At 71.3% G+C, this 12,517-nt stretch carries 9 protein-coding genes; all 9 read left to right on the top strand.

The genetic code is table 11. The features are described from left to right. Position 1 precedes the first annotated feature (1 nt). The 9 genes from mreD to rpmA all read left to right on the top strand — a co-directional run bounded on the left by mreD (position 2) and on the right by rpmA (position 12,504). The gene (gene mreD, locus ACZ5ON_RS23180) at positions 2–640 is read left to right on the top strand and encodes a rod shape-determining protein MreD (RefSeq protein ID WP_465595801.1); all 639 of its coding nucleotides are present in this window, start codon (positions 2–4) and stop codon (positions 638–640) included. A 13-nt stretch (positions 641–653) separates the two neighbouring features. After that, positions 654–2,879: a penicillin-binding protein 2 gene (gene mrdA, locus ACZ5ON_RS23175; protein WP_465595798.1), complete on the top strand. Its 2,226-nt coding sequence runs from the start codon at positions 654–656 to the stop codon at positions 2,877–2,879. Beyond that, positions 2,876–4,075: a rod shape-determining protein RodA gene (rodA, locus tag ACZ5ON_RS23170; RefSeq protein WP_465595795.1), complete on the top strand. Its 1,200-nt coding sequence runs from the start codon at positions 2,876–2,878 to the stop codon at positions 4,073–4,075. The genes mrdA and rodA overlap by 4 nt, the downstream gene beginning before the upstream one ends. 62 nt (positions 4,076–4,137) lie before the next feature. Beyond that, positions 4,138–6,066, top strand: coding sequence for a TIGR03960 family B12-binding radical SAM protein (locus ACZ5ON_RS23165; RefSeq protein WP_465595792.1), 1,929 nt, complete (start codon positions 4,138–4,140; stop codon positions 6,064–6,066). Positions 6,067–6,156: 90 nt separating this feature from the next. Further along, complete coding sequence (locus ACZ5ON_RS23160) at positions 6,157–6,801, top strand: hypothetical protein (protein ID WP_465595789.1); 645 nt, start codon at positions 6,157–6,159, stop codon at positions 6,799–6,801. Positions 6,802–6,902: 101 nt separating this feature from the next. Beyond that, the gene (locus ACZ5ON_RS23155; protein ID WP_465595786.1) at positions 6,903–7,715 is read left to right on the top strand and encodes a TIGR03936 family radical SAM-associated protein; all 813 of its coding nucleotides are present in this window, start codon (positions 6,903–6,905) and stop codon (positions 7,713–7,715) included. A 482-nt stretch (positions 7,716–8,197) separates the two neighbouring features. Beyond that, positions 8,198–11,692: an Rne/Rng family ribonuclease gene (locus tag ACZ5ON_RS23150; protein ID WP_465595783.1), complete on the top strand. Its 3,495-nt coding sequence runs from the start codon at positions 8,198–8,200 to the stop codon at positions 11,690–11,692. Between the two features lie 224 nt (positions 11,693–11,916). Next, a complete protein-coding gene (gene rplU / locus ACZ5ON_RS23145) occupies positions 11,917–12,234 on the top strand; it encodes a 50S ribosomal protein L21 (RefSeq protein WP_344638456.1) in 318 nt (105 codons plus the stop codon). Positions 12,235–12,246: 12 nt separating this feature from the next. Next, positions 12,247–12,504 (top strand): 50S ribosomal protein L27, encoded by a 258-nt coding sequence (rpmA, locus tag ACZ5ON_RS23140; RefSeq protein WP_280697157.1) that lies wholly within the window; start codon positions 12,247–12,249, stop codon positions 12,502–12,504. The last annotated feature ends 13 nt before the right edge of the window (positions 12,505–12,517 follow it).

Raw genomic sequence — 12,517 nt, 5'->3', positions numbered from 1 at the left:
CATGCGTCCTGGCCGCATCCCGCTCGCCGCCGTTCTGCTGGTGCTCGGCCTGGTGATCCAGGTCAGCATCCTCGGCCGACTCCAACTCCCGGGCGCCACGCCGGACCTGCTGCTGCTGATGGTGGTCGGCCTGGCCCTGGTGTACGGGCCGACGGGCGGCTGCCTGGTCGGCTTCACCGCCGGCCTGCTCGCCGACGTCGCGCCGCCCTCCGACCACGCCATGGGCCGCTACGCCCTGGTGCTCTGCCTGATGGGCTACGCCGCCGGCCTGCTCCGCCCCGAGGGCGGCCGCCAGCGCTCGGCGGTCAGCGCGCTGTTCGTGGTGGCCGGCGCCGCCGTGCTCTCCACCCTCCTGTACGCCGTGGTCGGCGCGCTGGTCGGTGACACCGCCGCCCGCCATGTCGGCCTCACCGGCCTGGTGTTCAGCGCACTGCTGTACGACCTGCTGCTGGCCCCCTTCGTGGTGCCGGCCGTGATGCTGCTGGCCCGGCGCCTCGACGGTGAGCGCCCGGCGATGGAGTCCGAGGACGGCAACCGCTCCGGCCTGGGCAGCCTGGCCCGCTACAAGACCACCCGGGAGGCCTCGCCGCTGCCCGGCTACAAGAAGAAGCGCCTGCCCGGCCTCGCCAAGCGCCCGTGAGGGGGGACCGCACATGAGTAACATTCCGGAGACCGGCCGCACCCGACGGGTGACGATCCGACTGGTCGTCCTGCAGGTCCTGGTGCTTTCCCTGCTCGCCACCCTCGGCGGCCGGCTGTGGTACCTGCAGGTCCGCAACGGCAGCGAGTACGCGGCCAAGGCCCAGGGCAACCACATCCGCGAGGTGGTCGAACCCGCCGTGCGCGGGGAGATCCTGGACGCCTCGGGGCGGATCCTCGCGGGGAACGAGACCAAGCTGGTCGTCTCGGTCAGCCGCACCGCCCTGCTCCAGCAGAAGGACCACGGCAAGTCGGCCCTCACCAAGCTCGCCGAGGTGCTCGGCATGCCGGTCAAGGACGTCGAGAACAAGGTCAGGCTCTGCGACGCCAAGACCCCGCAGCCGTGCTGGAACGGCTCGCCGTACCAGCCGATCCCGGTGACCCAGCAGGCCACCACCCAGCAGGCGATGCAGATAATGGAACGCCGCGAGGACTTCCCCGGCATCACCGCCCAGTCCACCGCGCTGCGCCGCTACACCGGCGTCGAGGGCGCCAATGCCGCCCAGATCCTCGGCTACCTCTCCCCGGTGACGGACGACGAGGTCGCCAAGAGCGTCGGCAAGTCCGGCCGGGACCGCCGGCTGCCCTCCGACCAGATCGGCCGGGCCGGTCTTGAGTCGGTCTACGACGACGACCTGCGCGGCACCACCGGCGTCGACCGGCTGGAGGTCGACAACCTCGGCCGGGTGATCGGCAGCGCCGGGCGCACCCCGGCCAAGCCCGGCGACAACCTGGTCACCAGCATCGACGCCCGGGTGCAGAAGGTGGTCGAGGACCAGCTGGCCCAGGCCATGTCGGACGCCCGCAAGACCTACGACAAGGAGACCCAGAAGAACTTCGAGGCGGACTCCGGTGCCGCCCTGGTGATGGACGTGCACACCGGCCGGATCGTCGCGATGGCCAGTGCTCCGACCTTCGACCCCAACCTGTGGGTCGGCGGCATCTCGGCCAAGGACTACCAGAGCCTGACCGGCAAGGACTCCAACTACCCGCTGCTCAACCGGGCCATCCAGGGCCAATCCGCCCCGGGCTCCACCTTCAAGGTCATCTCCACCACGGCGGCCGTCCAGGCCGGCTACTCGCTCGACGGCCACTACGCGTGTCCCAAGAGCATGACCATCGGCGGCCGCGAGTTCAAGAACTTCGAGAGCGAGAGCTTCGGTGACATCTCGCTGGAGCGCGCCCTGGAGGTCTCCTGCGACACGGTCTTCTACGGCCTGGCCTATGACCAGTGGATGAAGGACGGCGGCATCAAGCCAAAGAAGGACCCGGCCGACTGGTTCTTCAAGACGGCCCACCAGTTCGGCCTCGGCGCCAAGACCGGCATCGACCTGCCCGGCGAGGTGCCCGGACGGGTGCCGGACCGGCAGTGGAAGCAGTCCTTCTACGACGCCAACAAGGACGCCTGGTGCGCCCAGGCGGCCAAGGGGGGCCACGAGTACGCCGACGAGATCGCCCGGGAGAACTGCGTCGACGGCAACGTGATGCGCGCCGGTGACTCGGTCAACTTCGCCATCGGCCAGGGCGACACCCTGGTCACCCCGCTGCAGATGGCCCGGATCTACGGCGCTCTCGCCAACGGCGGCACGCTCTACCGGCCGACCATAGGGAAGGCCATCGTCAGCCCGGACGGCACACCGGTGCGCGAGATCGCCCCGCACGTCGACGGCAAGCTGCCCGACGACGACAAGCTGCTCAGCTACATCGACCAGGCCACCGCGGGCGTCATCACCAGCGGTACCGCGGCCTGGAAGTTCGTCGGTGCGGGCTGGCCGCAGGACAAGATCGAGCTGCACGCCAAGACCGGAACCGCCGAGGTCGCCGGCAAGCAGACCACCTCCTGGCTGGCCACGTACAGCAAGGACTACGCGGTCGTGATGACGATAAGCCAGGGTGGTACCGGCTCCGGTGGTTCCGGTGACGCGGTACGACGGATCTACCAGGCGCTGTACGGCGTGGACGACAAGGGCGGCATCGACAACTCCAAGGCGCTGCTGCCCAAGCCGCAGACCGACCTGCCCAAGTTCAACCCGGACGGCACCGCCATCATCCAGCAGGCCGGTTACCCGGCCGGGTCCGCCTTCCTGGACCCGGCCCAGCCGGCCGGCGCCCAGGCCCCGGCCACCGTGCTGCCGGCTGCGCTGGAACCCACCCGCTCCACCGGAAGGGGCCGGGCATGACCTCGTACGGCTCGTACCGCCCCGTCCGGCTGGCGCCGGAGCGCGGCTCGCTGGCCCGGGTGCTGGCCAAGGGCTCCCCGCTGCGCAGGCTGGACTGGATACTGACGCTGTCCGCTCTGACGCTCTCGCTGGGCAGTTCGCTGCTGGTCTGGTCGGCCACCCGCGGCCGGGACTCGCTCACCCACGGCGACCCGCAGTACTTCCTCTACCGGCACCTGACCAACCTGCTGATCGGCCTGGTGCTGTGCGGCGCGGTGATCACGATAGGGAGCCGCCGGGTCCGCACCGCGGTCCCCGTCGTCTACGCCGTGGTGCTGCTGCTGCTGGGGGCGGTGCTGAGCCCGCTCGGCTCCACCATCAACGGCGCGCACTCCTGGATCCAGTTCGGCGGCGGCTTCTCCATCCAGCCCGCCGAGTTCGCCAAGCTGGCCATCGTGCTCAGCATGGCGCTCCTGCTGTCCGCACAGGTGGACGCGGGTGAGCGGGAGATCCCCTCGCACCTCAGCGTGATCCAGTCGCTCGGGCTGGCGGGGATCCCGATCGGGCTGGTGCTGCTGATGCCGGACGTCGGCTCGGTGATGGTGATGTGCGTGATCATCCTGGGCATCCTGCTGGCCTCCGGCGCGCCCAACCGCTGGGTGTTCGGCCTGCTGGTCGCCGGTACGGCGGGATCGATCGCGGTCTGGCAGCTCGGCATCCTCAGCAAGTACCAGATCGACCGCTTCGCCGCCTTCGCCAACCCCGCCCTCGACCCGTCCGGTGTCGGCTACAACACTGCCCAGGCCAGGATCGCCATCGGCTCCGGCGGGCTGACCGGCATGGGTCTGTTCCACGGCACCCAGACCATAGGGCAGTTCGTCCCCGAGCAGCAGACCGACTTCGTCTTCTCGGTCGCGGGTGAGGAACTCGGCTTCGTCGGCGGCATCGCGCTGATCGGGCTGCTCGGTGTGGTGCTCTGGCGGGCCTGCAAGATCGCCCGGCAGGCCACCAACCTGTTCGACACGGTGGTCTGTGCCGGGGTGATCAGCTGGCTCGCCTTCCAGGCGTTCGAGAACATCGGCATGAACCTCGGCATCATGCCGGTCGCGGGCATCCCGCTGCCGTTCGTCTCGTACGGCGGATCCTCGATGTTCGCGGTCTGGATCGGCATCGGACTGCTCCAGTGCGTCCGCACCCAGCGCCCGATAGGGATCTGAGCCGTCCGGCCGGTTCGGCTACTCTTGATGGTCAGCTTGTTTTCTCGGTAAAGGTCCTGTGCATGACTGTCGAGTCGGTCTTCCCCCAGTTGGAGGCCCTCCTCCCGCACGTCCAGAAGCCGATCCAGTACGTCGGTGGCGAGCTCAACTCGACCGTCAAGGACTGGGACGCCTGTGACGTCCGCTGGGCGCTGATGTACCCCGACGCCTACGAGGTCGGGCTGCCCAACCAGGGCGTCATGATCCTTTACGAGGTGCTCAACGAGCGCGAGGGCGTGCTGGCCGAGCGCACCTACAGCGTCTGGCCCGACCTCGAAGCGCTGATGCGCGAGCACGGCGTCCCGCAGTTCACCGTGGACGCCCACCGTCCGGTGCGCGCCTTCGACGTCCTGGGCCTGTCCTTCTCCACCGAGCTCGGCTACACCAACATGCTGACCGCGCTCGACCTCGCGGGCATCCCGCTGGAGTCCAAGGACCGGACGATGGACGACCCGATCGTCCTCGCGGGTGGCCACGCGGCCTTCAACCCCGAGCCGATCGCGGACTTCATCGACTGCGCGGTGATCGGTGACGGCGAGCAGGCCGTGCTCGACATCACCGAGATCATCCGAGCCTGGAAGGCCGAGGGCCGGCCGGGCGGCCGGGACGAGCTGCTGCTGCGCCTGGCCAGGACCGGTGGCGTCTACGTCCCGCGCTTCTACGACGTGGAGTACCTGGCCGACGGCCGGATCGGCCGCATGGTGCCGAACGCCCCGGGCGTGCCGTGGCGGGTCTCCAAGCACACCGTTATGGACCTGGACGAGTGGCCCTACCCCAAGCAGCCGCTGGTCCCGCTCGCCGAGACGGTGCACGAGCGGATGTCCGTCGAGATCTTCCGGGGCTGCACCCGCGGGTGCCGCTTCTGCCAGGCCGGCATGATCACGCGCCCCGTGCGGGAGCGAAGCATCACCGGCATCGGCGAGATGGTCGAGCGCGGACTGAAGGCCACCGGCTTCGAGGAGGTCGGCCTGCTGTCGCTCTCCTCCGCCGACCACACCGAGATCGGCGACATCGCCAAGGGCCTGGCCGACCGCTACACCGAGGACAAGGTCGGCCTCTCCCTCCCCTCCACCCGGGTCGACGCCTTCAACATCGACCTCGCCAACGAGCTGACCCGCAACGGTCGCCGTTCCGGCCTCACCTTCGCCCCCGAGGGTGGTTCCGAGCGCATCCGCAAGGTGATCAACAAGATGGTGTCGGAGGAGGACCTGATCCGCACCGTCGCCACCGCTTACGGCAACGGCTGGCGCCAGGTGAAGCTGTACTTCATGTGCGGCCTGCCCACCGAGACCGACGAGGACGTGCTCCAGATCGGCACCATGGCGAAGAACGTCATCGCCAAGGGCCGCGAGGTCACCGGGCAGAACGACATCCGCTGCACGGTGTCGATCGGCGGTTTCGTACCCAAGCCGCACACCCCGTTCCAGTGGGCCCCGCAGCTGAGCGCGGAGGCCACCGACGCCCGCCTGGCCAAGCTGCGCGACTCCATCCGCGGCGACCGCAAGTACGGCAAGAACATCGGCTTCCGCTACCACGACGGCAAGCCCGGCATCATCGAGGGCCTGCTCTCCCGTGGTGACCGCCGGGTCGGCGCGGTGATCCGCGCGGTGTACGACGACGGCGGCCGCTTCGACGGCTGGCGTGAGCACTTCTCCTACGACCGCTGGATGACCTGCGCGGAGAAGGCCCTCGCGGACACCGGTGTCGACGTCGACTGGTACACCACCCGCGAGCGCACCTACGAGGAGGTGCTGCCCTGGGACCACCTGGACAGCGGCCTCGACAAGGACTGGCTGTGGGAGGACTGGCAGGACGCCCTCGAGGAGGTCGAGGTCGAGGACTGCCGATGGACGCCGTGCTTCGACTGCGGTGTCTGCCCCCAGATGGACACCCACATCCAGATCGGCCCGACGGGGAAGAAGCTGCTGCCGCTGACCGTGGTCAACAAGTAGCCCGACTTTCTCGGATCCCCGACCGGACGCCTCCGGTCGGGGATCCGTCGTGGTCGGCATCGACCGGCCAATGAGATACCGGGGGGAGAGATGACCGAGCAGCAGCCTGCGGGGTGTCTGACCGGGGTCGCGCGGGCGGTCGCGCTGGTGGTCGTGGTGCCACTGCGGCTCGTCTGGGAAGTCCTCTGCGTGGTGGGGCGGTTCCTCAAGGCCGTGCTGTACGCGGTGTTCGTCTGGCCACCTCTGATGCTGGGCCGGTACGTACTCGCACCGCTCGGGCGTTGGCTGCTCGTCCTGCCCGCGAGGTGGTTGTGGCGGTGCGTCCTCGCGCCCGTCGGGCGGTGGCTGGGGGAGTGGGTCCTGGTCCCGCTGCTGCGGGGGTTCGCCTGGCTGGTCGAGTACCTCGTCGTGGTGCCGCTGAAGGCGCTGTGGCGGCACGTGCTGGCGCCGGTCGGCCGCGCGGTGGTACTGCTGCTGGGGTACGTCGGGCAGGCGGTGGCGTGGCTGCTGCGGTGCCTGGTGGCGATCCCGGTGGCCTGGGTGTGGCGGGTACTGCTGTTCCCGGTGCTGCGGGAGTTTGGCCGGGCGGTGGTCTGGGCCTGGCGCGTGGTCGGGCGGGTCTGGCGGTCCCTGGTGGTGCGGCCGTGCCGCTGGGTGCGGCGCGAGGTGTGGTGGCCGGTGAAGGCGGAGGTGCGGCGGGTGCTGCAGGAGATCCGGCGGGCCCTGCTGGGGTGATTGCTCCGTGCGGAGGAGAGTCGGCGTGTCGCGGGCGCGTACCCTTGTCCTGACAGAGTCCGGCCAGCTGTTGCCGGATCGGGAAACTGACTAAGGACTGAGTGACCCTGGCACGCCGCACGCCCGACGGTCCGCCGCCCGCGCCGACGGTGCAGCGCATCCGTCTCCGCTACACCAAGCGCGGCCGTCTGCGCTTCACCAGCCACCGCGACTTCCAGCGCGCGTTCGAGCGGGCACTGCGCCGCTCGGCGGTTCCGATGGCGTACTCGGCCGGCTTCACCCCGCACCCGAAGGTCTCCTACGCGAACGCCGCTCCGACCGGGGTGGCCAGTGAGGCCGAGTACCTGGAGATCGGTCTGGCCGCGGCGCGCGACCCGGAGGCGCTGCGCGCGCAGCTGGACGAGTCGCTGCCGACCGGTCTGGACATCGTCGACGCCGTCGAGGTCCGTACGCCGAACTTCGTGGAGCGGCTGGAAGCCTCCGAGTGGCAGATCAGACTCGCCGGCGTGAGCGAAGAACAGGCGGCCGGTGCGGTCGGGGTCTTCCTGGCCGCGGAACGGGTCGAGGTGCAGCGGCTCACCAAGAACGGAGTCCGGGTCTTCGACGCGCGCAGCGCGGTCGCCGGGATGGAGGTCCTCCCGTCGCAGGTCGACGACGGTAACGACACCGCCACGGAACGCACCGGCGATGTTCGTACGGGCGGTCCCTGTGCGATACTGCGGCTGGTAGTACGACACGCCACACCCGCCGTACGACCCGACGACGTTTTGTCCGGTCTCCGTGCGACGGCCGACCTGGCGCCGCCGGTCCCCGCTGAGGTGACCAGGCTGGCGCAGGGGCCGCTCGACGAGGAGACCGGCACGGTGACCGACCCGCTGGCGCTCGACCGCGCAGCGGCCCCGGCCGGCCTGTAGCGGCTGCCGGGCCGCGCACACTAGCCGACCGCCGAGCGGGAGGGGAACGGGCTCGAAAGGGCCGTGTCTCCCCTGGCCCCCGCGGCTCCCCAGGGGAGCGAGCGCCGTCGCACGCAGGCCAGCTCCTTGCGGCCTGCCGACTCCGATGGTCGGCGGGCTCGAGGGCCCGCCCCTCCTTGCCCGCCATCGGGCTGGGGGCACGCCCCCAGCCTCCGGCCCGGGGGACCCCACCCAGCCCGCCAGGCTGGGGGAGCGGGGATCCGGCTGGGCCTGGGACAACCTGAGAAGACTGGTCAGACCAGAAGACTTTCGACACCCCGCACCATGCGGGGCGCCGAGCGAGACTACGAGCCCCTGTGCGGCTCCGTGTCCGCACGGCGACACCGTGGGAGTCGGCCCGCCATTGCCGCGGCCGACCGGAAGAGCGGTGCCGCGCCGTGCCCGGATGCGGAGCCCGGGGGCCTGACGGGAGATCCACCCGCATGCTCGATAACACTGAACCGCAGCAGCCTGCCGCATCGGGCAGTTCCGAGGCAGACGGCTCCGCCGCGCCCGTGCGCCGCCGTCGCCGGGCGGTGTCCCGCCCGGCCGGTGCGCCGGCCGGAGCGGCCGCCGCCGATTCCGCCGAGACCGTGCTGCCCGCCGAGAGTCACACCGAGGCGCCCGCGCCCGTTGAGGTTCCGGCCGCCGAGCCGGTGGCGGAGAAGCCGGTACGGGCCCGCCGTACCCGCAAGCGCGTCGAGTCGCCGGCCGGTGCGCCCGAGGCCGCCGAGGTCATCGTGACCGCGCCCGAGGCCGCCGAGGCGCCCGCGCCCGTTGAGGTTCCGGCCGCCGAGCCGGTGGCCGAGAAGCCGGTGCGCGCCCGCCGTACCCGCAAGCGCGTCGAGTCGCCGGCCGGTGCGCCGGCCACCGCCGCCGGGCCGGTTGCCGCCGAGACCGTGCTGCCCGTCGAGGCCCCGGCCGCCGAGCCGGTGGCCGCGCCGGCCGCGCCCGCCGCCGAGGAGGCCCCTGCCGCCGCGCCCGCCCGCCGCCGTCGCCGCCGGGTCGTCGAGCCCGCACCGGCCACCGTCGAGCCGGCCGCCGAGGAGGCCCCGGAGGCGGCCGAGACCGCGGAGCAGCCCGAGGAGGAGGCCCCCGCCGAGGCCGTGCAGCCCGCGCCCGCGGTGGAGGAGCCGCCCTCGCCCCGGGGCCGCCGCCGTGCCGTGCGCCCGTCCACCGCGATCTTCCAGGCTCCGGTCTTCCAGGAGCCGGCCCCGTACGTCGCCCCGGCCCCCGCCAAGGCGCAGGGCCCGGTGCAGCCGGCGGCTCCGGTCGCTCCGGCGGCCGAGGAGGAGGACGAGTACGAGTACAGCGGCGTCGGCCGCCGCCGCCGGGTGCGTACGGCCGTTCGGGTGAGCACTCCGGTCAGGCCCAAGCCGGCCGCCGTCGAGGTGCTGGCCGAGGAGGCGCCCGCCGCTGCCGCTGCCGCTGCCGCTGCCGAGGTCGAGGCCGAGGGCGAGGGCGAGTGGGAGGAGGACCGTCCGTCCCGTCGCCGTCGCCGGGGTGGCCGTCGCCGCCGCCGTGGCGAGGCCGAGGAGTTCGAGGCCGAGCAGACGCCGGCCGAGGCCGAGCAGGCAGCCGAGGAGGAGCCGGGCGCGGAGTCCGAGGAGGAAGAAGAGGACGAGCTGGCCGCCGGCCTGAGCTCCTCCCGCCGTCGTCGCCGTCGCCGCCGCCGCACCGGTGAGGCGGGCGTCGAGACCGGTGCCGAGACCACCGAGGATGGCGTCCGTACCGTGGTCAAGGTGCGCGAGCCGCGTCGCCGCTCCACCGAGCCGTCCTTCGACCCGGACGAGGTGCAGTCCATCAAGGGTTCCACCCGCCTGGAGGCCAAGAAGCAGCGCCGCCGCGAGGGCCGCGAGCTGGGCCGCCGCCGGGTGCCGATCATCACCGAGGCCGAGTTCCTGGCCCGCCGCGAGTCGGTCGAGCGCGTCATGGTGGTGCGCCAGAACGGCCAGCGGACCCAGATCGGCGTCCTCGAGGACGGTGTGATGGTCGAGCACTACGTCAACAAGGAGCAGGCCACCTCCTACGTCGGCAACGTGTACCTGGGCAAGGTCCAGAACGTGCTGCCGTCGATGGAGGCCGCCTTCGTCGACATCGGCAAGGGCCGCAACGCGGTGCTCTACGCCGGTGAGGTCAACTTCGGTTCGCTGGGCGGCCACGGCGGCCCGCGCCGGATCGAGTCGGTGCTGAAGTCCGGCCAGTCCGTGCTGGTGCAGGTCTCCAAGGACCCGATCGGCCACAAGGGCGCCCGGCTGACCAGCCAGATCTCGCTGCCCGGCCGCTACCTCGTCTACGTGCCCGAGGGCTCGATGACCGGTATCAGCCGCAAGCTGCCGGAGAACGAGCGCGCCCGTCTGAAGCAGATCCTCAAGAAGATCGTCCCGGACGACGCCGGTGTCATCGTGCGCACTGCCGCCGAGGGCGCCAGCGAGGACGAGCTGACCCGCGACGTGCAGCGGCTGCAGGCGCAGTGGGAGGAGATCAAGAAGAAGGCAGCCTCCGGCAATGCCCCGGCGCTGCTCTACGGTGAGCCGGACATGACCGTCCGGGTCGTCCGCGACATCTTCAACGAGGACTTCACCAAGGTCATCGTCAGCGGCAACGACGCCTGGAACACCATCCACGAGTACGTCTCCCACGTGGCCCCGGACCTCACCGAGCGGCTGCAGCGGTGGACGTCGGACGTGGACGTCTTCGCCACGTACCGGATCGACGAGCAGCTGATGAAGGCGCTGGACCGGAAGGTCTGGCTGCCGAGCGGCGGTTCGCTGGTGATCGACCGGACCGAGGCGATGGTCGTCATCGACGTCAACACCGGCAAGTTCGTCGGCCAGGGCGGCAACCTCGAGGAGACCGTCACCCGCAACAACATCGAGGCGGCCGAGGAGATCGTCCGCCAGCTGCGGCTGCGCGACCTCGGCGGCATCATCGTGATCGACTTCATCGACATGGTGCTGGAGTCCAACCGGGACCTGGTGCTGCGCCGTCTGCTGGAGTGCCTCGGCCGGGACCGGACCAAGCACCAGGTGGCCGAGGTCACCTCGCTGGGCCTGGTGCAGATGACCCGCAAGCGGGTCGGCCAGGGCCTGCTGGAGTCTTTCTCCGAGCCGTGCGTGCACTGCAACGGCCGTGGCGTGATCGTCCACATGGACCAGCCGCACGTCCACGCTGGCGGTGGTCCGACCGTGATGGCCGGCGAGGCCGCCCCGGGTGGCGGCAAGCGCCGTCGCCGGGGCAAGGGCGGCGCCGGGCTGGAGGAGCCGCAGGTCGAGGTCCAGGTGGCCGAGGCCGCCCCGGCCGTCGAGGCGGTCGAGGAGCCGGTCGTGGTGGAGGTCGCCGCCGAGCAGCCGGAGATCGCCGCTCCGGCGGCGGCCGAGGTTGCCGAGGCCCCGGCCGAGCAGCCGGCCCCGGTCGAGGCTCCTGCTGCCGCGGCCGTCGTTCCGGCCGCCCGTCCGCGCCGCCGTGCGGTGCGCAAGGCCACGGCGCCGGCCGGCACCCCGGGCGAGGCGGAGATCGTGGTGCTGCAGGCTCGTGCCGAGGCCGCGGTCGAGGCCGCCCTGGCCGCGGCGGAGGCGGTGACCACGGCCAAGGCCGCTCCGGCTCCCGAGGTCACGGAGGCCGCTGAGGCCGTCACCGAGGCCGTCGAGGCCCCGGCCGCCGTCGAGGCCGTGGTTGAGGCCGCGCCCGAGGAGGCCGCTCCCGCAGTCGAGGCAGCCCCGGCAGAGGCCGAGGCCGAGGCGCCTGCGCCCAAGAAGCGGGCCGCCCGCAAGACGGCCGCGAAGAAGACCACGGCCAAGAAGGCCGTGGCGAAGAAGACCGCTGCCAAGACCACGGCAGCGGCCAAGAAGACCACCGCCCGCAAGACCGCGACCAAGCGGACCAGCGCGGCGGCCAAGAAGGCGGCAGCCGCTGAGAGTGATGGCGCGGCTGAGTGAGCCCACCGCCCGAGGGTGAGCCCAGGCTCACCCTCGGGCACCGTACGGGGTCCGGTTTGCCCCTGTGGCCGCCGTTCCGTATTCTTGACCCTCGGCGTGTCTACGCCACGCTCCCGAGCACATCACCTCCCGGCTCCTCGCGAGAGGCCGGGGGAGGCCCCTGTGTCCGTACCCAGGCGGCTGGCATCGAGAGTTCCGCACCGAGTAAGGAAAGCAGGTACCGCATGTACGCGATCGTTCGCGCCGGCGGCCGCCAGCACAAGGTCGCCGTCGGCGACGTGCTGGAAATTGACCGCGTTGACGCCAAGCCGGGTGACTCGGTGGAGCTCTCGACCATCCTGGTCGTCGACGGCGAGGCCGTCACCTCCGACCCGTGGGTGCTGGCCGGTGTCAAGGCTCACGCCGAGGTCGTCGACCAGACCAAGGGTGAGAAGCTCGTCATCCTGCGCTACAAGAACAAGACCGGCTACCGCCGTCGTCAGGGTCACCGCCAGAAGTTCACCGCGGTGCGCATCACGAGCATCGACTCCGTCAGCAAGTAAGGGGACAGCTAGATGGCACACAAGAAGGGCGCAAGCTCTACCCGCAACGGCCGTGACTCGAACGCTCAGCGCCTCGGCGTGAAGCGCTTCGGTGGCCAGGTCGTCAGCGCCGGCGAGATCATCGTCCGCCAGCGTGGCACCCACTTCCACCCGGGTGCGGGCGTCGGCCGTGGTGGCGACGACACCCTGTTCGCGCTGACCGACGGCGCCGTCCAGTTCGGCAACCGTCGTGGCCGCCGCGTCGTGAACATCGTGGCCGTCGAGGCCTGAGTTCACTGACGTC

This window comes from Kitasatospora sp. NPDC032150, assembly GCF_055579945.1.
Note: the sequence above shows the minus strand (reverse complement) of the source record. Positions and strands in the feature narration are given on the sequence as shown.

Bases quoted from the DNA above. Each gene is read 5' to 3' on its own strand.
- ACZ5ON_RS23150 (WP_465595783.1), top strand. From the start codon at position 8,198: ATGCTCGATAACACTGAACCGCAGCAGCCTGCCGCATCGGGCAGTTCC.
- rodA (WP_465595795.1), top strand. From the start codon at position 2,876: ATGACCTCGTACGGCTCGTACCGCCCCGTCCGGCTGGCGCCGGAGCGC.
- mrdA (WP_465595798.1), top strand. From the start codon at position 654: ATGAGTAACATTCCGGAGACCGGCCGCACCCGACGGGTGACGATCCGA.
- rplU (WP_344638456.1), top strand. From the start codon at position 11,917: ATGTACGCGATCGTTCGCGCCGGCGGCCGCCAGCACAAGGTCGCCGTC.
- rpmA (WP_280697157.1), top strand. From the start codon at position 12,247: ATGGCACACAAGAAGGGCGCAAGCTCTACCCGCAACGGCCGTGACTCG.
- ACZ5ON_RS23165 (WP_465595792.1), top strand. From the start codon at position 4,138: ATGACTGTCGAGTCGGTCTTCCCCCAGTTGGAGGCCCTCCTCCCGCAC.
- ACZ5ON_RS23160 (WP_465595789.1), top strand. From the start codon at position 6,157: ATGACCGAGCAGCAGCCTGCGGGGTGTCTGACCGGGGTCGCGCGGGCG.
- mreD (WP_465595801.1), top strand. From the start codon at position 2: ATGCGTCCTGGCCGCATCCCGCTCGCCGCCGTTCTGCTGGTGCTCGGC.